This is a genomic window from Marinobacter bohaiensis (assembly GCF_003258515.1).
In the GTDB taxonomy this organism is placed as follows: domain Bacteria; phylum Pseudomonadota; class Gammaproteobacteria; order Pseudomonadales; family Oleiphilaceae; genus Marinobacter_A; species Marinobacter_A bohaiensis.
Genome location: NZ_QGEH01000002.1, coordinates 284,133 through 307,192, shown reverse-complemented (window position 1 = coordinate 307,192; position 23,060 = coordinate 284,133). Strand labels below are relative to the sequence as shown.

The window sequence follows — 23,060 nt, the reverse complement described above, 5'->3', positions numbered from 1 at the left end:
GGCAGGCATGGATCGTGCCTTGTACCGTCCCAGGTGCCGATAGGCTCAAAAAAATATGCAGTACACTGATTAATGTTATACAGTGATTTCATAAAAATACACAGTGTACTGATTAATTTACTGGATTGATTTTTACTATTTACAGCAAGTTGCCGTTTTAGAAGACGAAATTTTTTGATTGCGGAAGCCATTTTCCGGAGGGATGGAAGGTGCAAGACGAGCAAGCTGACAGAATCCCGGTAACCCGCGGTGTCGGGGCCAGGAAGGTGCGAAAGGAAGACGACCGCTATATGAGAGGGCGGGGCGAGTATGTGGGCGACATAGCCATGCCCGGCATGCTTGAACTGGCATTCCTGCGTAGCCCGGTGGCACACGGAAAACTGAAGTCGTTGTCCAAGCCACCCGGCGCCGACGATCGGGTCTTCGCGGCGGGCGACCTGGCGGGTGTTAAGGGTATTCTCGCGGACTCCGCCCTGCCCGGCTTCAAGTCATCGGAGCAACCGATCCTTGCCGGAGACAAGGTGCGTTATGTCGGTGAATTGATCGCCGCCTGCGTCGCCCCGAACCGGGCCGCCGCCGAAGACCTGGTGGATGCCATCGATCTCGATATCGAAACCCTGCCCGCGGTGTCCGACATGCTCGACGCCCTCAAGCCGGAGGCGCCGCTGGTGCATGACCACTGGGGCGACAATGTATTCCAGCACACGCTGGTGGAGGGGGATATCGAGTCGGTCCGGCGGGAGGCTGCCATCAAGATCGAGCGGAAGTACCGTACCGCACGTCAATGCATGTCGCCGATGGAGGGGCGCGGCGTGGTGGCGTTTTGGGACAGTCGTCTGGAGCAGCTGCAGGTCTACACCTCGACCCAGATGCCTCATATCGTCCGCACGGGCCTGTGCGATTGCCTGGGATTGAGTCACGAGCAGATTCGCGTGGTGGCCCCGGATGTCGGCGGCGGTTTCGGCTACAAAGGTATTCTGTTGCCGGAGGAAGTCTGCGCCGCCTGGCTGGCAATGCATCTGCGCCGTCCGATCCGCTGGCTTGAGGATCGCCGCGAACAGCTGACGGCCAACGCCAATTGCCGCGAGCACCATTATCACGTCACGGCCTACGGTGACGAACAGGGACGCCTGTTGGCCCTGGACACGACAGCCGTGGTGGACGCCGGTGCGTATTCCGCCTACCCGTTTTCTGCCTGTCTGGAAGGTGCCCAGGTCGCCAGCATCCTGCCCGGGCCCTACGATTTCAAGGCTTACCGTTGCAGTACCACATCCACGGCGACCAACAAACCGCCGATCCTGCCATACCGCGGTGTGGCCCGAACCGGGGTCTGTTTTGCCATGGAACTGACCATGGATGCGCTGGCAAGGGCGGCGGGACGTGAGCCTTCAGATGTGCGTATGGAATGCCTGATCCGGCCGGAATCCATGCCGTTCGACAATATTACCGGTAAGCATTTCGACAGTGGCGACTACCCCGAATGCCTGCGTCGTGCGGTGGAGGCCGTCGACCTCAAGGCGGTGCGCGAGCGCCAGAAGACGCCCGAGGAAGACGGTCGGCTGATCGGTGTCGGCATGGCCATCTTCTGCGAACAATCCGCCCACGGTACGTCGGTCTATGCCGGATGGGGCATTCCCATGGTGCCCGGCCATGAGCAGGCTGTCGTGCGCCTGACCCCTGATGGCGCCCTTGAGGTGCGGGTGGGTATCCATTCCCACGGCCAGGGCCTGGAAACCACATTGGCCCAGGTGGCCGAGGAAATACTCGGCATCGACACGGACCGTGTCCGGGTCATTCACGGTGACACGGCTTTGACACCGTATTCCACCGGCACCTGGGGGTCCCGTTGCATGGTTATGGCGGGCGGTGCGGTGGCCAGGGCCTGCCGAACGCTGGCAGAGCGAGTGGCCAACATCGGAGCCCGCCTGCTGGATGTGCCGGTCGACTCAGTCACGGTCGCTGACGGCGTGGTATCGACCACCCAGGGTCACGGGACCGTCAGCCTGCATGATGTGGCGCGTACCTGGTATCTCAAACCGCAGCACCTGCCCGACAACGTCGATTCGGGTGGACTGGAAGTCACCCTGGGGTACAAGACCGGCCGGGACAGCGGCACCTTCAGCTACGCATGCCATGCGGTCGTGGTCGCCGTGGATCCGGAGCTTGGCAGCACCGAGATTCTTGATTATGTGGTGGTCGAGGACGGCGGGGTTCTGGTCAACCCGATGATCGTGGATGGCCAGGTCTACGGCGGCATCGCCCAGGGCATCGGCACCGCCCTGTATGAGGAAATGCCGTTTGATCGGAATGGCCAGCCTCTCGCCTCGACGCTGGCGGATTACCTCTTGCCGGGGGCGACCGAAGTACCGGCTGTGGAGATCGATCACATGGAGACCCCGTCGCCCTATACCGAGTTCGGTCAGAAGGGCATTGGTGAAAGCGGTGCGATTGGTCCGCCCGCAGCCATCGTCAACGCGGTCAACGACGCCCTTCGTCCGCTCGGCGCGGAAGTCTGTGAGGTGCCGGTGACACCGCAGCGTCTGCTGCGGGCGATTGCCCGGGCCTCTGTTACGCCCCAGGAAGAGGCCAGCCCCGTGGAGGCCGCATTATGAAACCCCAGGCGTTTGACTATCACCGGGCAGATGATCTTGCCGATGCCTGCCAGAAGATGACTGCCGGGGAGGTGCGACCCATCGCGGGTGGTCAGTCCCTCGGTCCCATGCTCAATCTACGACTGGCGCGGCCGGACGCGTTGCTGGACGTCGCCATCCTGCGGGAATTGCGTGGCTGCCAACGAATAACCGGAGGCGTCCTGATCGGCGCGGCAGTGACCCACGCCGAGATTGAAGACGGACTCGTGCCGGATAACACCGGCGGTATCCTGCCGCGGATTGCGCGGGGCATTGCCTATCGAGCCGTGCGCAGTCGCGGCACCATTGGTGGCAGCCTCGCCCATGCCGACCCGGCTGCGGACTGGATCACCACGCTGACGGCCCTGGGCGCACAGGTCATCCTCCAGCGACCCTCATCGCGGGGAAGTGCCCGGCGGCGCATGTACCTCGATGATTTCGTGACCGGCGCCATGCAGACGGCGTTATCACCCGACGAGTTGCTGATCGCGGTGTTTGTTCCGGATGTGGCCGCCGATAGCCGCTTTGGTTACTTCAAGCTATGCCGCAAGACCGGCGAGCTGGCCCACGCCATGGCGGCGGTGTTTTGTGCCGCGACCGGGGATGGGCAACGCGTCGTTTTCGGCGCGCTGCCGGGAGCGCCCTTGCTGCTGGCGGGCGGCGATGCGCTCGATCAGGCGTCGTGGCGCGGCGCCTTGGCCGAACGGTACCCCGATATGGAGGAGGCGGATATCACGGTTCGCCTGCATGTGATGAACAAGGCGCTGAAGCGGAGTCAGACCCATGAACAGTAAAGTCGTGACCATCAACGACCGGGCGGTGCCCCTGGATGTCGAGCCGCGGCGTAACCTCGCCGATTTCGTGCGGGAGGATCTGTTGTTGACCGGCACCCACGTGGGCTGTGAGCAGGGCATCTGTGGGGCCTGTACGGTGGTCAGGGATGGGCGTCCGGTACGCTCTTGCCTGGCGTGGGCCGTAGGTTGCGAGGGCAGCAACATCCGCACGATCGAGGCCTACGACGACGATTCGGTGATGATTCGTCTGCGTGAGGCTTTTTCGGCAGAGCATGCGTTGCAATGCGGTTTTTGCACCCCGGGCATGTTGATTACGGCCCAGGATATCGTCCGCCGGTTTGCCGGACAGACGATCGACGACGAGCGAATCCGCTATGAATTGAGCGGCAATCTATGTCGGTGCACCGGCTACGTCGGTATCGTACGGGCGATCCAGCGCGTGCTTGCCGGTTATCAGGACGAGAAACCCGAAGTCGCCCCATTGGGGGCGCTGGAAACGCTGGATCTCGGTGATCTCGATGCCATACCGGTCGAGGAAGGCGCGTCTGCCGCTGGCCGGGCCGCAACCCGTAGTCAGGTGGACGGTAATGGGCGTCGCATTGAGTCGACGTTCGAGCTGCCGCATCCGCCGGCATCCGTCTGGACCGTCCTGCGTGACGAGCTGCCCTCCGTCGTCGCCTGTTTGCCCGGCGCGGAGCTGACCCGTCTGGACGACGACGGTACGTTGGCCGGTTTCTTCAACGTCAAGCTGGGCCCCGTGGCTGCACGTATTGCGGGTGAAGGGACCGCGACGTTCGACGATGACACCTGGCAAGGCCGGGTGGACGGCCAGGGTTCGGACAGCCGTTCCAACTCCAGAGCGAAGGGCAGTCTGTCGTTTCAGCTGGAGGCGGCGGGTGAGGCCCAATGCCAGATGACGGTCGCCATCAGTTTCGAGATGAGTGGGGCTCTGGCCCAGTTCAGTCGGGGCGGCCTGGTGGAAGAAATCGTTAGTGTGCTGATTGAACAGTTCCAGGCTAATTTTGACCGTCACATGGCCGGTGAGGCGCCTCTGGAGACCCGATCCCTGGGGCTTTTCCAGCTGGCCTGGATGGCCTTAAGGCGATGGCTGAGACGCCTGCTATAACGGCGATATCCACTTGCTAATTGGCACTGGCGGGCCGGTATAGGTAACAATGACCGCCCGTTAGATCCGGCTCGACAAGGAAATAGAGGTCCCGCCCATGCCAAAGACAGCCAAGGCCAGTGCATCGCAGATGGCGCCGGAGGATCGCCTCGGTATTCTCGCGGAGCGTCCCGGCTTCCTGATCCGCCGCCTTCACCAGATTCACGTGGCGTTGTTCCACGATGAGTGCGAAGCCTATGGGCTAACGCCGGTCCAGTACAGTGTGCTGACGGCTTTGCAGGGGGACGAGCTGGATCAGAAACGGCTGGGTCAGCGGGTCGGTATCGACCGCGCCACGACGACGGAAGTGCTGCGAAGACTCGATAAGGCTGGCTGGATCGAGCGGCGCAAATGTACGGAAGACGCCCGCCGTCAACTGGCCCGCCTGACGCCTGCCGGAGAGTCGCTGCTCGCCGAGGTTGGGGATAGCGCCCGCCGCGCCCACGAACGCACGATCGAGCCGTTGACCAAAGCGGAGCGCGAACGTTTTATCCGCTATATGAGCAAGATCGTCAGCGCCAATAACGATCATGGACGGGCGTCACTGAAGTTGCCTTGAGGCCAAGGTAATAAGGGCCCGCGTGGCGGGCCGTTCGTGTCAGGCGCTGGCCGCTTCCCCTCCGAGGTAGATCCGCCGGATATCCGGGTTGGCCAGCATCTCTTCAGCGGTCCCACTGAGCATGACTTCGCCGGTACTGAGCAGGTACGACCGGTCACACAGCTCCAGGGCGGCGTAGGCATTCTGCTCGACCATCAGGACCGTGGTCCCGCCCTCGCAGATTTCCGAAACCAGTTTGAAGACCTGCTCGACGAAGTTCGGCGCCAGACCCAGGGACGGCTCGTCGAACATCACCAGGCGGGGCCGCGACATCAAGGCCCGGGCGATAGCCAGCATTTGCTGTTCGCCGCCGGAGAGCGTCCCCGCGGACTGGCGGATGCGTTCGGCCAGGCGCGGGAACATGCCCAGCATGCGGTCGATGTCGGTTTTGATGCCCTGGCGGTCGAAGCGCCGGAAGGCGCCCATCTCCAGGTTTTCCCGAACCGTCAGTTGGGGAAAGACCCGCCGGCCTTCCGGGCAATGGGCGATGCCCAGGCGGATAATGTCCTGCGGGGCGGCGTTCTGGATCGGTTCCCCCTCGAACAGGATGCGGCCGCTGCGCACGGGCTCAAGGCCACTGATCGCCCGGAGCGTGGTGGACTTGCCGGCGCCATTGGCGCCGATCAGGGTCACGAACTCCCCTTCATTCACGTCCATGGATACGTTGTCCACCGCCACGGTGGCGCCGTAGCAGACCGTTACGTTTTCAAGCTTGAGCATGTTTCACCCCCGAGCCCAGATAGGCTTCGATGACATCCGGGTTGGTCTGGATCGCCTGCGGATCCCCTTCGGCAATGACCCTGCCCTGATTGAGTACGACGATATGGTCCGAAATCGACATCACCATGTGCATGTCGTGCTCCACCAGAAGCACCGTCACGCCGGAATCGCCGATACGTCGGATCATGGCCTTGAAGGCATCGGTTTCGGACGGATTCAGTCCCGCCGCCGGCTCGTCCAGCAGCAGGATCTTTGGACTGGCGGCGAGGGCGATGCCAACCCCGAGGATGCGCTGCTCGCCGTAGGACAGTGACCCTGCCCGTTCATCGGCGCGATGGCGCAGGTCGAGGAAATCCAGCATGCCCTCCACCTTGGTGCGCAGTTCGGCTTCTTCCTTGCGGAAGGCCGTTAGCCTGAGCAGCGATTGCAGCAGTGAGGTCCGGCCCTGCAGGTGGTAGGCGGTCAGCAGGTTGTCGAACACCGTTTGATCGTCAAACACGCTGGTTCGCTGGAAGCTGCGCACCAGTCCGCGGGAGGCAATGCTATGGGGCGAGTGGCCGGTGATATCGGCATCGAACAGATGCACGCTGCCGGCCGTGGGCGGCATGTACCCGGAAATGACATTGAAAGCGGTGGTCTTGCCGGCGCCGTTGGGGCCGATCAGGCTGACGATCTGGCCCGCCGGAATGCTGAACGTGACGTTGTCCAGTGCCACCAGACCGGCGATCTTCATGGTAATACCGTCCAGTGACAGCACGGTGCGGCCCGGCTGGACGGCTTCGGTCGTGCTGTTCATGAGTTCGCTCCCTGGACCAGTGATGATTTGGACTTGCGTGGCTGTTCCGCGCCCGGTTTGCGCAGCCAGGCGATGAAGTCATAAAAGGCAGGCACCAGGCCTCTCGGCAGGAAGAGCAGGATCGCGATCATCGTGACGCCATAGATCACCCACTGGACTTCCGGCCCGACGACACCCCGCAGCAGTTCGGGCATCAGGCCAAAGATCAGGCCGCCGATCACCGGGCCGCCCAGGGTGCCTTTACCGCCGGCAATCACCATGATCACCATGGTGACCGTGTAGATGAACAGGAAGACGTCGGGATCGATGATACGGACCGTGTGCGAGTAGAGGCCACCAGCGGCACCGGCAATTGCCGCGGAGATAATGGTGGCCAGGGCCAGGAAATAGGTCACGGGAATGCCGACCGAGGTGGCCAGGGTCTCGTTCTCACGTAGGGCAATCATGGCGCGACCCTGGCGGGAATTGACCAGCATCGCGACCAGCAGGTAAGCCAGGATACCGATGGCCAGTACCAGCCAGTAGATGGCCGCCTTGGAGGTGAGCGATATGACGCCTTCCCCAGGCACCCAGAGTGTCAGTGCCGGAATCGAGATCAGGCCCATGGGACCTTCGGTCAGGTCGGTCCAGTTCAGCGAAATCATCCGCATGACCTGGGCGAAACTGATGGTGATGACCACGAAATAGGCACCGCGAACCTTGAACGCCAGCTTGCCCACCAGCCAGCCGAAAAAGCCGGTGACGACAATTGCCGTGAGGAAGGCGATCCAGACAGGTTTGGCGTCCACCTGCCAGGTCAGGCCGAAGCCCAGGTCGACGCTGAAACCGAGCGACATCAATGCGCTGGTGTAGGCGCCGATACCGAAGAAGGCCGCGTGGCCCAGCGATAGCTGCCCGGTGTAACCCAGCAGCAGGTTGAGGCTGATGGCCGCGATGATCATGATCCCCGCCGAGCCCATGACCGACAGCACGTAAGGGTCGGGCCAGACCACGGGCAGCAGACCGAGCACAACCACAAAGACGAAAAACAGGGTCCAGTTCATATCAGCCCACCCTTTCCTTGACCGAGAACAGCCCCTGGGGGCGGAACAGCATGACGATAATGATGACCAGGAAGCCGAACGCGTCACGGTAGGCGCTGGAAATGTAGCTGGCCCCGAACTCCTCGATAAACGCCAGCAGGAAGCCGCCCAGCGCTGCACCGCCGAGATTGCCCAGTCCACCGAGGATGACGATGGCAAACGCCTTCAGGCTCGCCAGGTCGCCCATCATCGGGGTGGCGACGAACATGGGCGCCAGCAGCGCGCCGGCTACGGCGGCCATGGCGGAGCCAAGGGCAAAGGTCAGGGTGTAGATCCGCTTGACGTTCACGCCGACGATGCGCGCCGCATCCTGGTCCTGGAATGTCGCACGGATGGCCAGGCCGAAGCGGGTTCGTTCGATGCCCAGGTAGAAAATAAACAGGAGGACTGCAGCCACCCCGAAGACGAAAAGGCGTGTGGGCGCAATCGAGATCGAACCGAACGAAATCGGATCCTGTGAGAAGGGCGTGGGAATGATCTTGGCGACGCCTCCCCAGGCCAGCAGTTCCAGGTTCTGCATGACAATCATGATGCCGATCATGATGAGCATCACTTCATCGATGTTCTTGAGGTCCTTGCGTCTCAGGAAAACGAACTCGATGAGTGCGCCTACCAGCATCCCGACGGCGGCGGCGACCAGGATGGAGGAAAAGAAGTCCAGTTTAAGGAGGGCCACCATGCCGTACGCGACATAGGCCCCCAGGGTGTACAGCTCACCATGGGCGAAATTCACCACGCGCATGATGCCGAAGATAATCGTCAGGCCAATGCCCAGCAGCGCATAGGTCGAGCCCAGCACCATGGCATTGACGATATGTTGAAAGATTTCGTCCACTTGCCCGCTCCCGGAGATGGTTCTGGCGGTCACACACGGGCCCGCTGAACGGACCCGCGTGCATGGTTTTTACGGCTTACTGAGCGGAAACTTCGCCGTCCTTGAGCTGGACGACGTAGACGTTGGGCTCGTTCTGGCCACTTTCCTTGCCTTCCGGGCCGTCCTTGAAGAAGCTGATGTCGCCATTGACGCCCTTCACATCGACGCCCCAGAGCGCATCACGGATCGCCTCCGGTTCGGCGGTGCCGGCATCCTCGATGGCGGCGGCAATCGTCATGATGCCGTCATAGCCACGGAACCCCTCGCTCAGCCCCGGGAATGAATAGCCGGCGTCATTCCAGGCTTTGACGAAGCCTTCTGCCACCTCGGGATAGACCGCGCTTTCCGCTGTCCAGGGGGAGAAGAACAGAAGATGGGTGCTGGTGTAGCCGTCCGGACCCGGCGATTCAAGCAGGGGTTCAGGGAATGACCCGCCCGTGGTGACGATACGCTGCGGCAGTTGCTGTTCCGCCGCCTGACGGATACCGAGGGTGAGTTGCTCGACACCGGAGGTCACGATCAGCGTGTCACTGCCGGTATCCTTCAAAGCCGAGAGTTGAGCAGACAGGTCGACAGCAGAGGGAGCGACCGTCTCCTTACGACCGATCTCGATACCGTGTTCCTTGAACATCTTCTCAAACTCCTGGGACGCGCCGAGTCCCCAGTCGTTGTTCACGGACAGGAAATCCACCTTCCTGATCGGCGGATCGAACGTCGCCAGCTTCTTGGCGAAAGCCTGGGCCTCCATCTCGGATGTGGGAGCGATCCGGAACACCCAGGGGTTACCCGCTTTGGTGATCTTGCTCGATGAGGAGGTCTCGACCACCATCGGCACGCCGTACTCTTCCAGTTTGGGCATGGTGGCGAGGGTGAACGTGGAACTCCAGGCACCCATGATGACGGGCACTTTATCCCGCAGGATCAGCTTCTCGGCGGCGTTGACCGCCTCTCGCGGGTTGGACTTATTGTCCTCGATGATCAGTTCCACCTCGCGACCCAGCAGACCGCCGTCTTCGTTGATTTTGGCCGCCGCAATCTTCGCGCCGTTCGTTACGTAGTTGCCCGATGCAGCCACAGAACCGGTCAATGGCTGTGAGACCCCTATCTTGATGGGATCGGCCGCAAATGCTGAGGTGGATGCCAGGGTACCGACCAGCAGCGAGGCCAGTAAGCGCTTTGTACTTAACATGGGTCGTTCCTCTCGTGTTTTACGATGCGTTGGTTGGCGCTTTCTCAAACGTGGTTGTTGTTGGTTTTCCCCGGCCAGCCTGAGACCGGGAAACATTCGATCACCAAGCCGCCCGGAACTTTCCTCGGAAGTAAGCTCGCAGAACGGGAAAAATCGGGGGCGCTCCAGGGTTTCGGTGACGTTGAAAGGCATGGATCGTCATTGGGCCATCCTTTCCGTCAACTGCTGGAAGAGGGTCAGTGGCGGCTGGTAAAAGCCTTTACCGAGTATGCCGCCTTCCTGATCAGCTCCGACCAGGGCGAGGTTGATGATGGGCGGTGTTCGGTGGCGAACCACCTCTGCGGGGCTGACAATTCCGGTGTCTGCATCAAGCACGGTAGCGTGACGGCTTTCCAAGTCATCAGGGAGCAGGCCCCGCCATTCGCTCACCAGAGAGGGCGCGCAGTTGAGGGCCTGGCCACCGAGGCCGCATAGGTCGATGACAGCGCTGTCGCCGATTGCACCAAGGGCAGTCTTGCCAACCTGAGCGGGGAACCTTGGGCCCGTTGGCGGTTCGGCGACTGTCGTGAGCCAATGGCGTTGGCTTTTCAGGCGCAGTCCGAACTCCCGGCCATTGCCGCCACCCGCGGCGATAGCGCTCTTGCCGTAACGCAACAGCCAGCCGCAGGCGCCCATCAGCACCGGTAGAACGAAGCCCGGGCTCTTTTCCAGCAGCGTGCGATAACTTTGGGACAGACCGCTCAGGTGGCTCAGCAACGCATGGTTGGCCTGGTCAGTCAGGGTATGGCAGTCGTTGCCGTTGGCCAGGGCGTATTCAATGACGCTTGCGAGTGGAACGGGATGTTTGGCCAGCGAATCATTCAGCTCCATGGCAGCGAAACGCGCATGCAGTCGAAGGTTACCCACGCACCGTGAGTCAGGCGAGCCGAAACGTAGGGCTGGAGGTGCACCCTCAACGAGGGGGGCGTAGACGTGACGGTCGCCATCGCCAATAACGAATACGGGCATCGACGCCGAAACCACCTGGGCCAGCGGTGTGGTGACACCGAAGTCCTGGGCGGGACTCAGCCTGAAATCCCCTCGTTCGAGCATGGCCGCGGCGTCTTTTGCATTGTCTGCAAGACGCTCGAAAAGAACGGCGTTGATGGCCGCGTTGTGGACCGGTGCGGGTAAAGGGCCTTCCGCATAGGGCGGTCCAGCATGTAACAGCGAGCGGGCATGGACATCGGGAACTACCTCGCCCAACGGGACCACCCCTTCGAGTCGAAGAGTATCAAACCGACGGTACCTGTTTTCAGGGATATGCGTCATGGCGTCTTTACGCTTGCATTTGTGTGTTTAGACACTTTGCATACACAAGCTGTGCCAGTCGCTTAAATTTGAATTCTTTTTTATTTATATCTTTGATTTTTATAATTAAAAACGCAGGTTATCTATAACGCTATGAATGGGAGATGTGTCTGTTCGATGTCTCAAATAAGATCAGTGTACTGATTAATGCACCAAATGAAGGCTGGCCCGGACAGGCCTTTTTTTGGGTATCAGGAGGCGGAAGCGCAAACGATTTGAGAGCCATCGAGCCGAATAGTCAGGAGCAGCAATTTGCATGCAATCCTGTCAGGCCGGGGTGGCCAAGTGTCGTGGCAGTAAGCATGATGCGGGATAAGCTTGAGCGGGTGAAGGGAATCGAACCCTCGTCGTAGGCTTGGGAAGCCTCTGCTCTACCATTGAGCTACACCCGCGCGTCCGGTGCCAATATAGATTGTCAATTCCTGTCAGGCAAGGCTTCGGCACAGCGGCGCTGTGCTACTATGCAAATGATGTTCTGACCACCCGGGAATAGGCTTTGACCACAGGTTCGCGTCCAGCTTTTCGTCGCGCGATGGTCCAGGGATGGCCGGTCCTGTTCGTTATCATCATCGGGACGGCGCTTACGATATTTGTGGCCCAGCGCACGGCGGACGCCGAGCGTGAGGTCGTGCATTCCCGTTTCGAGCAGGAAGCGCGCTCGCGCATCCTGCTGGTCGAGGAGCTGATTCAGGGGCAGATGCTGGAACTGGACGCCCTGCGCCGCTTCATTTCCCTGGAGTCCGAGCTCACCCGCAGCGAGTTCAGCTCGCTGGCCCGCCTGTCCGACCGTATTCCCATGACCGTGGCCTGGATCGAGAGCGTTTCTGCCGATCGGCTCGACGCCTACCTCGAACGCATGGACTACTACTATCACTTCCGCTACCACCTGCGCCGTCCGGCCGCGCTGCTGGCCAGCCAGGTCGCCAAGCCGCCCCGGCACTTTCCGGTCAGCTACCAGGAGAGCAGCGTCCCCGAGGCCAACCTGGTCGGGGTGGACACCGCTTACCTCGAGGACCGGGTGCGTGCCTACGAGCGGGCCATGGTCGGCGGTGTGCCGGTGCTGATCAGCGGCATTCGCAACCTGGACGACCCGGGCGATGCCTCCGGCGTGCTGGTTGTCGCGCCGGTCTTCCATGAGGACGCCGGGCGCGGCGTCACCGACCGTCATTTCGGTACCCTGCGCGGTTTCGTCACCATGGGGTTCCGGCTAAGCGACCTGGTTCAGTGGCTGTCCACGGTGCATCAGGATCGCCCCGGCATGATCCTGAGCTTCCGCGGCGATGCGGATCCGGCCTCTGGAAGCGCCGGACCGATGATCGCCGGGCTGTCCTACACCGACACTCTGGCGCTGGCGGACGGCGCCATGGCAGTGACCGCGGTGCCGGAGCGCATCGATGCCTGGCAGCCGCGACCCACGGCGATCGTGGTGTTGCTGACCGGGATCACCGGGACCGTACTGGTCGCTGCCCTGCTGGGCACCGCGTTGTATCGCCGACGTCAGGCGGAGGCCAGCGTGGAGCGTCGTACCGTGGAGTTGCGCGGTGCGCTGGATGCGCTTTCCGAGCTGGAGGCGCGCTGGCAGTTCGCGCTGGAAGGCTCGGGGGACGGGGTGTGGGACTATGACATCGCCAAGCGCGAAGTGTTCTTCTCCGACGGCTGGAAATCCATGTTGGGGTACACCCGTGACGAGATTGGCTCGGGGCCCGATGAGTGGGTGGAACTGATTCATCCGGACGACGTGGCCGCCTGCCGACACGACCTGATGGAACACATCGAGGGTAAGGTGCCCTATTACGAAAACGTGCACCGGCTGCGCTGCAAGGATGGCAGCTACAAATGGATTCTGGATCGCGGCAAGGTCATCGAATGGGCCGCACCGGGCCAGCCCGCGCGGATCATCGGCACCCACTCGGACATCAGCCACGTCAAGCAGACCGAACTGGAGCTGCGCGAAACCAACGCTTTCCTGTCGGGCCTGCTGGCGTCAGCGGAGAGTGTGGCCATCATCACCGCCAGCCAGGAGGGCACGGTCACCCTGTTCAACCGCGGCGCCGAGGCACTGCTGGGCTACCGCGCCGAGGACGTGGTGGACAAGGTCTGCCCCACGCTGTTTTACGATCACGACGAACTGGAGGCCTGGGGGCACTGGCTGTCGGCCCAGGCCGGGCGGACGGTGCACGGGTTCGAGGTGCTCAAGGCGGGCATCGAACAGGGGCATTTCGCCTCGGAGCGCTGGACGTTCGTGTGCGAGAACGGCGAGCGCCGCAAGGTGCAGTTGACCCTGTCCAAGATCCGCGACGGCGAGGGCGAAGCCCGGGGCTACCTGGCGATCGCCACCGACATGACCGACTACCTGCGGGCGGTGGATGCCCTGGAACAGAACGATCGCCTGCTGCAGGACCTGACCGCCAACGTGCCCGGTGTGATCTACCAGTTCCTGGTGCGGCCGGACGACACCAGCTGCTTCCCCTACATCAGCGACGGCGTGCGGCGGGTTTTCGAGATCTCGCCGGAAGAAGCCAACCGGGATGCCCGCAAGGCGCTGGCTCGCATCCACCCGGCGGATATCGAGGAGGTCGACGCCTCGATCCGCAAATCCGCCAAACAGCTGGTGCCCTGGGTCTCGGAGTTCCGTGTCAGGCTGCCGTCCTACGGCGAGCGCTGGCTGCGGGGCGAATCCACGCCCCGGCGAACGCCGGACGGCGGCACCGTCTGGCATGGCTACATCTCCGACATCTCCGAGATCAAGAAGCTGGAGTTCCAGCTGCGCGAACAGGCGACCATCGATCCGCTGACCGGCGCGTTCAACCGGCGCCATCTGGAGAGCTACTGGAAGCGCGAGATGGCGCGCTATCGGCGCCAGGAGGAGGCCTTCTCGATGATCCTGCTGGATATCGACCACTTCAAGACCGTCAACGATGCCCATGGGCACGATGTCGGCGACGAGGTGCTGGTGTCCCTGGGGCGCCTGCTGCGCAGCGAGGTGCGTTCCACCGATGTGGTGTACCGGCTGGGCGGCGAGGAGTTCCTGGTGCTGTGCGAAAACACCGAGCTGGACGGTGCGCGGCGCCTGGCGGAGTTGCTGCGGGACCAGCTACGCCAGCGTGCCATGCCCTTCCCGGGACGTGTGACCGCCAGTTTCGGGGTGGTGGAGGTCGAACTCGATGAGCCCATGGCGCAGGCCTTCAAGCGTCTCGACGAGCTGCTCTATCTGGCCAAGGCCAACGGTCGCGACCAGGTGATGTCATCCCCCTACGAGTCCGCGCTCTAGGTACTGCGACGATCCTCCGTTCATTCTGAGAAGCCGGACCTGATATGATGCCGGGGATTGGATGGAGATAGCATGGACCCGACCCTCACCCTGATTGGCGCCCTGATGCTGGTGATCAGCATCCTTCTGAGCCCCCTGTCCAGCCGGCTGGGCATGCCCGTTCTTCTCATCTTCCTCGGCGTCGGGATGTTGATGGGGGAAGACGGGCCCGGGGGGATCCGCTTCGACGATTTCGAGCTGACCTTCGTGGTTGGCAACCTGGCCCTGGCGGTGATCCTGCTGGACGGCGGGATGCGCACCCGGGCCGAAACCTTCCGCGTGGGCCTCAAGCCCGCCCTGCTGCTGGCCTCCGTTGGCGTCTTGCTGACCGCCGGTATCGCCGCGGTGGCGGCGCACTGGCTGTTCGGCTTGCCCTGGCTGGCGGCGCTGCTGATGGGCGCCATTATCTCCTCCACCGACGCCGCCGCGGTGTTTTCGCTGCTGCAGGGGCGCGGTCTGCACCTGAATGAGCGGGTGGGCGCGACCCTGGAAATCGAGTCGGGTAGCAACGATCCCATGGCGATCTTCCTCACCCTGGCCCTGCTGGCGCTACTGACCCGGGAGGAGTCCGGGCTGATGGGCAGCTTCTGGCTGTTGATCGAACAGTTCGGTATTGGCGCGGTCATGGGGCTGGTCGGCGGCCGCCTGATGGTTTGGCTGGTCAACTGGGTGCGCCTGATGCCGGCGCTCTATCCGCTGCTGGTGGTGGCCGCAGGGATCGTACTGTTCTCGGTGACGAACCTGCTCTCGGGCAGCGGTTTCCTGGCCATCTACTTGGCCGGTGTGGTGCTGGGCAATCGCTCGGTGCGGATGATGCCGATGATCCTGCAGGTGCACGACGGCCTGGCCTGGCTGGCGCAGATGAGCCTGTTCCTGATCCTCGGGCTGCTGGTGAATCCCAGCCAGCTCATGCCGCTGGCCGGTGGCGCCCTGGTGCTGTCGCTGGTCCTGATCCTGCTGGCGCGGCCGCTGGCGGTGTTCGCCACCCTCTGGCCGTTCAGCTTCAATCGCCGTGAGCTGACCTTCATCAGCTGGGTCGGGTTGCGCGGCGCGGTGCCCATCGTGCTGGCGTTGTTCCCGATGATGGCGGGCCTGCCCGAGGCGCCCCTGATCTTCAACATCGCCTTCTTCGTGGTGCTGGTGTCCCTGTTGGTCCAGGGCAGCTCCCTGGCCCGTGCGGCGCGCTGGCTGCGGCTGGAGGTCCCGGCGCCGGAGGAACCCTACCGGCGCCTGCCGCTGGACGTACCGGCGGCCGGTGATCACGAGCTGATGCTGTTCCCCCTGCGCGGCGACCGCTGGGCCGATCCGCGCCCGCTGCGCCGGCTCCAGTTGCCTGAACGCGCCGCGGTGGCCGGCATCTTCCGGGAGCGCCAGTGCCTGTCGCCGGCGCCCGATACCGAAGTGCGCCAGGGTGACGTGCTGGCGGTGTTCGCCCTGTCCGACAGCCTCACCCAGTTGGGCCAGACCCTGAGCGGGCGGGAGCCGCCGCGTTACCTGATGGAGCGGGCCTTCTTCGGCGACTTCGTGCTCAACGGCGACGCGCTGCTGGGGGATGTGGAGCAGGTCTACGGCATCGAGTTCGACGAGCTGCCACCGGACCTGTCCCTGGCGGACTGCTTCGCACGTCGCACCAAGGGCCATCCGGTGGTGGGCGACCAGGTCAGACTGGGCCCGGTCACGCTGGTGGCGCGGGCCACCGAGGCCGATCGCGTTACCCAGGTGGGCCTGAAGGTCGACGACGGCCACAAAACCACACCGGGTTTCTGATCCCCGCGCCGGTGTGGCGTCGTTCCGCCCACGGGCATCGTGATAATATGGTTACGTTATAACGTATTTAGGTTGTGCCATGGCGATTCCCACCCACCTGATCCTCGGTTTTCTCGGCGCCGGTAAGACCACCGCTATCCGCCATCTGCTGACGCAGAAGCCGGCGGACGAGCGCTGGGCCGTTCTGGTCAACGAATTTGGCGAAGTCGGCATCGACGGCGCCCTGCTGCGCGACAGCGGGGCGTTCGTGCGCGAGGTACCGGGCGGTTGCATGTGTTGTGCCGCCGGCCTGCCCATGCAGATGGGGCTGAACATGCTGATCCGGGAAGCGCGCCCCGACCGCCTGTTGATCGAACCCACCGGGCTGGGGCATCCGGCGCGGGTGCTGTCGACCCTGCGTGGCGAGTTCTATCGGGACGTGCTGGATCTCCGCGCCTCGGTGACGCTGGTGGATCCCCGCCGCCTTGAGGAAGCGCGAGTGCGTGACAACATCAATTTCCGAGACCAGGTGGCGGCCGCCGACGTGCTGGTGGCCAGCAAGGCCGACCTGTGCAGCGACGACCAGCTGGCCGGTTTCTGGGCCTGGTCGCAAGCGCAGCAGCCGGCCAAACAGCGGTTCGGGACGATCAGGCAGGGTCAGCTGCCGCTGGGCTGGCTCGACGGGCCAGGCGGGACGGCGACGTTTGCCGATCCCCATGCCCACGACGCCATGATCAAGGAGGCGTTACCGACTTTCGACGACCTGGCGTTCTCGGTCGCCTCGGGGCAGTGGGTGTGCCGGGAAAACCGGGGCCAGGGCTATGCCAGTCTGGGCTGGGCGCTGCCGGCTGCCACGTTGTTCCAGACCGACAGGCTCTATCGCGCGCTGGGGAGCGCCGATCTGCGACGGGTCAAGGCCGTGGTGCACACCCCGTCCGGCTGGCAGGCGGTCAATGGCCAGGAAGGCGACCTGGCGACCTATCCGATCCGCGAGCAGACCATGGCCCGGATTGAGCTGATTGCGGACCGGCCGCTGGACGCGACCTGTTGGGAGCGCCGCCTGCGTGATAGCGTTGTGTCTGCTTCCGGGGATTAGAAGGGGCGACGGCGGGAATGTGTCGGCGATAGCGACAACGGGTCGCAGATTGAAACCTGCACACATCGCAGCGTAACGATTGGAAGTCGAATGGCCCCGGAGGCTGTGCTATATAAGGGGCATTAACTTTCAGCAATCTACTGGTTTTCTATGCTTTTCCGACGTTTGGCGCTTGCCGCGCTGTGGAGTTTATTGTGCCTGCCGACGGTGTCTGTCGCCGCCGGTAATCTGGCGATGGCGCCGGCGGCCTATCCTGAAACCATGCCCGGTCAGCAGCAGGCCCTGCGTGTGGATCGGGTCGTGGTGCACAAGGCCAAGCGTCGCCTGGATCTGATGGCCGACGGCCAGCCCGTCCACTCCTACCGCATTTCCCTGGGCGACAATCCGGAAGGGCACAAGTTGTTCGAGGGCGACGAGCGCACCCCCGAAGGCGAGTACACCCTGGACTGGCGCAACCCCGGCAGCCAGTACTACAAGTCCATCCACATCTCCTACCCCAACGACCGTGACCGCGAGCTGGCTTCGGCCTGGGGCCTCGACCCCGGCGGCCAGATCATGATCCACGGCCTGCCCAACGATGTCGGCGACATGGCGTTTGCCTACGCCGGCCTCGACTGGACCGACGGCTGCATCGCGGTCAGCAACGAGGCCATGGACCAGATCTGGAAGCTGGTCCCGGACGGCACACCAATCCGTATCCTCCCCTGACGCGTCACTTTAACGTACGTGTTACGAACCGGTAATTGGCTAACGTAAGATCCTGATCTATAGTTCTCTATTCGTAAGGCGGTGTTCTACACTGCTAATGGCGAACTGGACGTCGGTTTGTCCATCACTGCGGAACAGACAGGGAGTTCGTTCCATAGACTTCTGCAGTCATAGGAAGCAATAACCACCAATAAGGGGTAATGAGAATGCGTAAGTTGATGATCGCAGGTTTTGCACTGGCCACCGCTCTGACTGCTGGCTGTGCCAGCAACCAGCAAGCAATTGATGACGCCGCAGCAACTGCCAACTCTGCAGAGCAGACTGCCAGCAACGCACTGAGCACCGCGAACTCCGCTCAGAGCCGCGCTAACGCTGCCTACGAGAAAGCAGAAGAAGCCATGGCCGCCGCCATGGAAGCGCAAGAGTCTGCTGAAGAAGCAAACGAGCGCGCCAAGCGTATGCTGCAGAAGTCGAGCATGAAGTAAGACGCTCCGACGATGCACAAAAGGGCCGGCACTGCCGGCCTTTTTTGTGTCTGCCGGAAAGGTGAGGTTCAGTTGGGCGTGTCGTCGTTCGACGGTTTGCCGCGCTTGCCAAAGCTTTCCATGATGTCCATCGGCAGCGGGAACACGATGGTGGAGCTGTTGTTGGTGCTCATGTCGGACAGGGTCTGCAGATAGCGCAACTGCAGCGCCGCGGAATTGCGTGACATGACGTTGGCCGCCTCGACCAGTTTCTCCGAGGCCTGCAGCTCGCCCTCGGCGTGGATCACCTTGGCCCGGCGTTCCCGCTCGGCTTCCGCCTGACGCGCAATGGCGCGAATCATCGACTCGTCCAGATCCACGTGCTTGATCTCCACGTTGGCGACCTTGATGCCCCATTCCTCGGTCTGGGTATCGATGATCTCCTGGATGTCCGCGTTGATCTTGTCCCGCTCGGTCAGCATCTCATCGAGATCGTGCTTGCCCATCACCGACCGCAGCGTGGTCTGCGCCAGCTGGCTGGTGGCGGTGCCGTAGTTTTCCACCCGGATGATGGCTTTCTCCGGATCCACCACCCGGAAATACAGCACCGCGTTGACCTTGACCGTGACGTTGTCCTTGGAGATGACGTCCTGGCTGGGCACGTCCAGCGTAATCACCCGCAGATCCACCCGGATCAGTTGCTGGATGCCGGGAATCACGATGATCAGCCCCGGTCCCTTGACGCCCTGAAAGCGCCCCAGGAAGAACACCACGCCGCGTTCGTACTCCGGAATGATGCGGATGGCGGCGCCCAGGATCAGCAGAATCAGAACGGTTGGCGCGATATACGGTATCAGACTACCCAGCATAACCTTCCTCCCCGTCTTGAACGGTGTTCATCTCGCGTGTCAGTGGGTTGAATCGTCCGGTTCATCGCCGCGTTCGACCCGGGCGGTGAGGCCGTCGATCCGGGTCACGCGGACCGGCTCGTCCTTGTGGATCTCGGAGGGGCTGGTGGCGTTCCAGCGCTCCCCGTTGAGGCGCACATGGCCTCTGTAAAGATCGTCGTCCCGGGCGAAACTGTCCAGCGCCACACCCTGTTCACCTTCCATCTGTTCCACGCCGCTGACCACCTGGCGCCGGCGCAGCCCGACGAAACGGGTCACCACCCACAGCAGGAAACCACCGGCCACCGCGGCGGTGCCGCCAATCACCGGTAACGAGATCGCCTGGTTGGTGCCGTCCATCAGGATCACCGACCCCACCACAAAGGCGATCAGCCCGCCCAGCCCCAATATGCCGAAGCTGGGCATGAAGGCCTCGGCGACGATGAACGCCAGCCCCAGCAGAATCAGCGCCAGCCCCGCGTAGTTCACCGACAGCACCTGGAAGGCAAACAGCGCCAGCAGCAGACAGATGGCGCCGATCACGCCAGGCACCAGACTGCCCGGATTGGCCAGCTCGAAGATGATGCCGTAGAAGCCGATGATCATCAGGAAATAGGCCACGTTGGGATCGGTGAGCACCGACAGCAGCCGCGTGCGCCAGTCCGGATCGATGCGCTCCAGGGTCAGGTTGGCGGTGTTGAGGGTGCGTTCGCCGCCGCTCATCACCACGCTGCGGCCATTCATCTGGTTCAGCAGGTCGGGCACGTCCTCGGCGACGATATCGATCACGTTCTGCGCCAGGGCGTCCTCGGCGTTGAGGTTGACCGCCTCGCGCACCGCCCGCTCGGCCCAGTCGGCGTTGCGCCCGTGGCGGTCGGCGAGGCCGCGGATGTAGGCCACGGCGTCCTCCAGCACCTTGCGCTCCATGGCGCTGCCGTCGCCGGACGGCGCCGATTCCTGCTCGGTCTGGTCGGTGTCCTCGCCGGATGGGCTGGATGGCGCGTCCTGCTCATCGGATTGTCCGGGGACGCCGCCAAGCTGCACCGGCGTGGCCGAACCCAGGTGAGTGGCCGGCGCCATGGCGGCGATGTGGCTGCCGTAGAGAATGTAGGTGCCGGCACTGGCGGCGCGGGCGCCCGGTGGCGAGACGTAGGTGGCCACCGGGATCGGCGAGGCCAGAATCGACTTGATCAGGCTGCGCATGGACGACATCAGCCCGCCGGGGGTGTCCATGGTAATAACCACCAGGCGAGCGTTGCTGTCGCGGGCGTGATCCAGGCCGCGCTCCACATAGTCAAGGGTGGCCGGGCCGATGGCACCGTCGATGGTCAGCACCACGGCGGTGCCGCCGGCGTCGGCGGATTCGTCCGCGGCGTCGGCCAGGGCGATGGTCATGCCCAGGATGATCAGCAACAGGCTGATGCCGGGCACCAGCTTGCGGGGTCTGTGTTGGCGGATCCACGTCATGGGCCACACTCCTGTCACGCAGACGGGTGGTCAATCGGCTTGTCCCGAATGCATACGGACGTCGCGCAGGTTTCTATCACCGGAAGAAGCGCCCGGAAGGAACATCCGGATGAATCACAGCACGTCCGCTAACCCTTTCATCATGAACCCGAATCGCGTTCAGGGCCAGTCCAGGGGCGTGGTTGCGTGAGGCATGGCGGGCACCGGCCGGTGCCCCGGGGAACGCCGTGCCGAAGGCGGCAGGGCGCTGGCGTGATCGGCGCTCAGGGGCGAGCGCCGGCAGGGATCAGAGCGACTCGGCGGCGTCTTCGCCTTCTGCGTGGGCCTTGGCCACCTGGTGCACCTGTTCGCCCACCAGGCGGGGAATGCCGTCCGCCTGGTCGATGGCCAGCTCCACCGCCTGGCGCTGGAACTCAATGCCCGGGTGCTGTTCCATGAGGGCGTCCATCCGGGCCATCACCTGCTTCCACAGCTGGTCGCGGGTGGCGTCATCCATCTCTTCCTTGGGCCGATGGATTTCCAGCCAGACTTCGTTGCCGCTCATGCCCACCTTGACCGGCTGCTTGACGAAGCGCACCGGCGTGCCCTTGGGCACCTGGTACACCAGGTCGGAGATGTCCTGGTTGTACATGCGCACGCAGCCGTGGCTGACCTGCATGCCGATGCCGAACTTCTTGTTGGTGCCGTGGATCAGGTAGCCCTTGGCGCTCAACTTGAGAGCGTAAGGGCCCAGCGGATTCTCCGGGCCGGGCGGGATCATGCGCGGCAGTTCCTCACCATCGGCGGCGTATTCGGCGCGTACGCTTTCCGGCGGATACCAGGCGGGCGATTCCAGGCGCATGGTGACGGACGCCTCGGTCAGCGGCGACGGGTTCTGTTCGGTGCCCACGCCCACCGGGTAGCTGCGAACGCCGCCGTCGGTGTAGTAATAGAGCCGGAATTCCGCCAGGTTGATGACAATGCCTTCGCGTGGCGCATCCGGCAGGACGTGCTGCTCGGGCAGGGTGATGTGCGTGCCGTCACCGGGCAGCCAGGGGTCAACGCCGGGGTTGGCATGGACCAGCTCCAGGTAGCCGATGCTGGTGCGGGTGCCGATGTCGGCGAAGGTGTCCTCATAGCGGGTGGTCATGGTTTGCAGCTGACCGATGAGGTCGCCCTTGATCGGCATGACCGGCTGATCCGCCAGGGCGACGGAGTTCATCAGCAGGATCGAAGCCGCGATCAGGCCCTGTCTGAGAAAATGCATCACTGAATATCCTTGGGACGGACGTCCGTGTTATTAAACCATCGGGCAGGCCCGGGGGCCAACACAGTCCCTGTCGGGGCGCCGGCCTGCACTGCCTTCGGATAAACCGGTTGCGGGTCATCGGTCGAGTCGACCGGAAGGCCCCGCGACGGCCACAAAGAGGCCATTATTCCACAGTCACGCGTCGCTTTCTCCGTCACGAGTGTTGCAAACGTGTGTTTCCGGATGACGGTTCAGTAATTCAGCAGGGCCCCGGCGCTGCCGTTGAGGGCGGTCCACAGGGTGATGATCCCCAGCAGGATGAACAGGCCGCAGGCCACCAGGCGCGCGGTGGCCAGTGGCAGGCGGTCCATCAGCCACTTGCCGGCGACGATGACCGGCACGTTGGCCAGCAGCATACCGACGGTCGTGCCGAGGATAACCAGCGAGGTGGCGTCGTAGCGGGCGGCCAGCACCACGGTGGCGATCTGGGTCTTGTCGCCGATCTCGGCGATAAAGAACATCAGCGTGGTGGCGGTGAAGGCGCCGAAGCGCAGCAGGCCGGCGTCCTCGCTGTCGTCCTTGTCCGGGATCAACAGCCACAGGGCGATGGCAATGAAGCTTGCGGCCAGGATCCAGGGAAGCCAGTCGGCCGGTATGACCTTCGCCAGCCAGGCACCGAGCAGCGCCGACAGGGCATGGTTCAACAGGGTGGCCACGACGATGCCCATGATAATCGGCAGACGTTTGCTGTAGCGGCAGATCAGGAACAGCGACAGCAGTTGGGTCTTGTCACCGATTTCGGCGATGGCCACGGCCAATGTCGAGGCGAGGAAAGCGTCCATGAATACTCCGTAGGGGCGGATTTTCCGAGAACACAGGGATAACTCGACCTTCCGCCCCAACGGAGGTCACGTTATCCCAGGTCTCGTCAATCCCTTTGGGCGGGACGCAGCGGC

The 23,060-nt window shown here is 63.1% G+C and carries 19 protein-coding genes and 1 tRNA gene; 9 read left to right on the top strand and 11 right to left on the bottom strand.

Going from position 1 to position 23,060, the window contains the following annotated elements:
- The first annotated feature begins 266 nt into the window (after positions 1-266).
- The 4 genes from DKK67_RS14090 to DKK67_RS14075 all read left to right on the top strand — a co-directional run bounded on the left by DKK67_RS14090 (position 267) and on the right by DKK67_RS14075 (position 5,148).
- Positions 267-2,612: a xanthine dehydrogenase family protein molybdopterin-binding subunit gene (locus DKK67_RS14090; protein ID WP_228160641.1), complete on the top strand. Its 2,346-nt coding sequence runs from the start codon at positions 267-269 to the stop codon at positions 2,610-2,612.
- Positions 2,609-3,424 (top strand): FAD binding domain-containing protein, encoded by an 816-nt coding sequence (locus tag DKK67_RS14085; protein ID WP_111497128.1) that lies wholly within the window; start codon positions 2,609-2,611, stop codon positions 3,422-3,424. Before DKK67_RS14090 ends, DKK67_RS14085 begins: the two co-directional genes overlap by 4 nt.
- Entirely contained in the window at positions 3,414-4,550 is a 1,137-nt protein-coding gene (locus DKK67_RS14080) for a xanthine dehydrogenase family Fe-S subunit (RefSeq protein ID WP_111497127.1), read from the top strand. The genes DKK67_RS14085 and DKK67_RS14080 overlap by 11 nt, the downstream gene beginning before the upstream one ends.
- Positions 4,551-4,647: 97 nt before the next feature.
- Positions 4,648-5,148 carry a MarR family winged helix-turn-helix transcriptional regulator gene (locus DKK67_RS14075; RefSeq protein WP_111497126.1) on the top strand — a complete coding sequence of 167 codons (501 nt, stop codon included), beginning with the start codon at positions 4,648-4,650 and terminating at the stop codon, positions 5,146-5,148.
- 39 nt (positions 5,149-5,187) lie between these two features.
- Here the strand turns inward: DKK67_RS14075 and DKK67_RS14070 are convergent, their stop codons facing one another.
- From DKK67_RS14070 to DKK67_RS14040, 7 genes are all read right to left on the bottom strand, one after another.
- The gene (locus DKK67_RS14070) at positions 5,188-5,907 is read right to left on the bottom strand and encodes an ABC transporter ATP-binding protein (protein ID WP_111497125.1); all 720 of its coding nucleotides are present in this window, start codon (positions 5,905-5,907) and stop codon (positions 5,188-5,190) included.
- Positions 5,894-6,703, bottom strand: coding sequence for an ABC transporter ATP-binding protein (locus DKK67_RS14065; RefSeq protein WP_111497124.1), 810 nt, complete (start codon positions 6,701-6,703; stop codon positions 5,894-5,896). The genes DKK67_RS14070 and DKK67_RS14065 overlap by 14 nt, the downstream gene beginning before the upstream one ends.
- On the bottom strand, positions 6,700-7,746 hold the full coding sequence (locus DKK67_RS14060) for a branched-chain amino acid ABC transporter permease (RefSeq protein ID WP_111497123.1): 1,047 nt from the start codon (positions 7,744-7,746) through the stop codon (positions 6,700-6,702). The genes DKK67_RS14065 and DKK67_RS14060 overlap by 4 nt, the downstream gene beginning before the upstream one ends.
- Before the next feature lies 1 nt (position 7,747).
- Complete coding sequence (locus DKK67_RS14055) at positions 7,748-8,620, bottom strand: branched-chain amino acid ABC transporter permease (protein ID WP_111497122.1); 873 nt, start codon at positions 8,618-8,620, stop codon at positions 7,748-7,750.
- Positions 8,621-8,696: 76 nt separating this feature from the next.
- Entirely contained in the window at positions 8,697-9,848 is a 1,152-nt protein-coding gene (locus tag DKK67_RS14050; RefSeq protein WP_111497121.1) for an ABC transporter substrate-binding protein, read from the bottom strand.
- 198 nt (positions 9,849-10,046) lie between these two features.
- Positions 10,047-11,093 (bottom strand): oxamate carbamoyltransferase subunit AllG family protein, encoded by a 1,047-nt coding sequence (locus DKK67_RS14045; protein ID WP_162628842.1) that lies wholly within the window; start codon positions 11,091-11,093, stop codon positions 10,047-10,049.
- Positions 11,094-11,519: 426 nt separating this feature from the next.
- Positions 11,520-11,590: transfer RNA gene (locus tag DKK67_RS14040), tRNA-Gly, on the bottom strand.
- Positions 11,591-11,790: 200 nt separating this feature from the next.
- Between DKK67_RS14040 and DKK67_RS14035 the strand changes: the two genes are divergently transcribed.
- The 5 genes from DKK67_RS14035 (at position 11,791) to DKK67_RS14015 (ending at position 18,543) form a co-directional block, all read left to right on the top strand.
- Positions 11,791-14,469 (top strand): diguanylate cyclase, encoded by a 2,679-nt coding sequence (locus DKK67_RS14035; protein WP_162628841.1) that lies wholly within the window; start codon positions 11,791-11,793, stop codon positions 14,467-14,469.
- Between the two features lie 72 nt (positions 14,470-14,541).
- Positions 14,542-16,275 carry a potassium/proton antiporter gene (locus DKK67_RS14030; protein ID WP_111497118.1) on the top strand — a complete coding sequence of 578 codons (1,734 nt, stop codon included), beginning with the start codon at positions 14,542-14,544 and terminating at the stop codon, positions 16,273-16,275.
- Positions 16,276-16,354: 79 nt separating this feature from the next.
- On the top strand, positions 16,355-17,350 hold the full coding sequence (locus DKK67_RS14025) for a CobW family GTP-binding protein (RefSeq protein WP_111497117.1): 996 nt from the start codon (positions 16,355-16,357) through the stop codon (positions 17,348-17,350).
- A 150-nt stretch (positions 17,351-17,500) separates the two neighbouring features.
- Positions 17,501-18,058, top strand: a complete 558-nt coding sequence (locus tag DKK67_RS14020; RefSeq protein ID WP_111497116.1) for a L,D-transpeptidase family protein — start codon at positions 17,501-17,503, stop codon at positions 18,056-18,058.
- A 206-nt stretch (positions 18,059-18,264) separates the two neighbouring features.
- Entirely contained in the window at positions 18,265-18,543 is a 279-nt protein-coding gene (locus DKK67_RS14015) for an Lpp/OprI family alanine-zipper lipoprotein (protein WP_111497115.1), read from the top strand.
- Between the two features lie 68 nt (positions 18,544-18,611).
- Here the strand turns inward: DKK67_RS14015 and DKK67_RS14010 are convergent, their stop codons facing one another.
- The 4 genes from DKK67_RS14010 to DKK67_RS13995 all read right to left on the bottom strand — a co-directional run bounded on the left by DKK67_RS14010 (position 18,612) and on the right by DKK67_RS13995 (position 22,946).
- A complete protein-coding gene (locus DKK67_RS14010) occupies positions 18,612-19,391 on the bottom strand; it encodes a slipin family protein (RefSeq protein WP_111497114.1) in 780 nt (259 codons plus the stop codon).
- A 39-nt stretch (positions 19,392-19,430) separates the two neighbouring features.
- Positions 19,431-20,876, bottom strand: a complete 1,446-nt coding sequence (locus DKK67_RS14005; protein WP_111497113.1) for an NfeD family protein — start codon at positions 20,874-20,876, stop codon at positions 19,431-19,433.
- Positions 20,877-21,162: 286 nt separating this feature from the next.
- Positions 21,163-22,077: a L,D-transpeptidase family protein gene (locus DKK67_RS14000; protein WP_228160662.1), complete on the bottom strand. Its 915-nt coding sequence runs from the start codon at positions 22,075-22,077 to the stop codon at positions 21,163-21,165.
- Between the two features lie 278 nt (positions 22,078-22,355).
- A complete protein-coding gene (locus tag DKK67_RS13995; RefSeq protein ID WP_111497111.1) occupies positions 22,356-22,946 on the bottom strand; it encodes a TMEM165/GDT1 family protein in 591 nt (196 codons plus the stop codon).
- Positions 22,947-23,060 lie beyond the last annotated feature (114 nt).

What these genes read in the sequence shown, in the direction of transcription:
- DKK67_RS14070 (WP_111497125.1), bottom strand. Translation starts at nt 5,907, where the DNA reads ATGCTCAAGCTTGAAAACGTAACGGTCTGCTACGGCGCCACCGTGGCG.
- DKK67_RS14030 (WP_111497118.1), top strand. Translation starts at nt 14,542, where the DNA reads ATGGACCCGACCCTCACCCTGATTGGCGCCCTGATGCTGGTGATCAGC.
- DKK67_RS14025 (WP_111497117.1), top strand. Translation starts at nt 16,355, where the DNA reads ATGGCGATTCCCACCCACCTGATCCTCGGTTTTCTCGGCGCCGGTAAG.
- DKK67_RS14020 (WP_111497116.1), top strand. Translation starts at nt 17,501, where the DNA reads ATGCTTTTCCGACGTTTGGCGCTTGCCGCGCTGTGGAGTTTATTGTGC.
- DKK67_RS14080 (WP_111497127.1), top strand. Translation starts at nt 3,414, where the DNA reads ATGAACAGTAAAGTCGTGACCATCAACGACCGGGCGGTGCCCCTGGAT.
- DKK67_RS14075 (WP_111497126.1), top strand. Translation starts at nt 4,648, where the DNA reads ATGCCAAAGACAGCCAAGGCCAGTGCATCGCAGATGGCGCCGGAGGAT.
- DKK67_RS14015 (WP_111497115.1), top strand. Translation starts at nt 18,265, where the DNA reads ATGCGTAAGTTGATGATCGCAGGTTTTGCACTGGCCACCGCTCTGACT.
- DKK67_RS14085 (WP_111497128.1), top strand. Translation starts at nt 2,609, where the DNA reads ATGAAACCCCAGGCGTTTGACTATCACCGGGCAGATGATCTTGCCGAT.
- DKK67_RS14060 (WP_111497123.1), bottom strand. Translation starts at nt 7,746, where the DNA reads ATGAACTGGACCCTGTTTTTCGTCTTTGTGGTTGTGCTCGGTCTGCTG.
- DKK67_RS14000 (WP_228160662.1), bottom strand. Translation starts at nt 22,077, where the DNA reads ATGAACTCCGTCGCCCTGGCGGATCAGCCGGTCATGCCGATCAAGGGC.
- DKK67_RS14010 (WP_111497114.1), bottom strand. Translation starts at nt 19,391, where the DNA reads ATGCTGGGTAGTCTGATACCGTATATCGCGCCAACCGTTCTGATTCTG.
- DKK67_RS14005 (WP_111497113.1), bottom strand. Translation starts at nt 20,876, where the DNA reads ATGACGTGGATCCGCCAACACAGACCCCGCAAGCTGGTGCCCGGCATC.
- DKK67_RS13995 (WP_111497111.1), bottom strand. Translation starts at nt 22,946, where the DNA reads ATGGACGCTTTCCTCGCCTCGACATTGGCCGTGGCCATCGCCGAAATC.
- DKK67_RS14065 (WP_111497124.1), bottom strand. Translation starts at nt 6,703, where the DNA reads ATGAACAGCACGACCGAAGCCGTCCAGCCGGGCCGCACCGTGCTGTCA.
- DKK67_RS14050 (WP_111497121.1), bottom strand. Translation starts at nt 9,848, where the DNA reads ATGTTAAGTACAAAGCGCTTACTGGCCTCGCTGCTGGTCGGTACCCTG.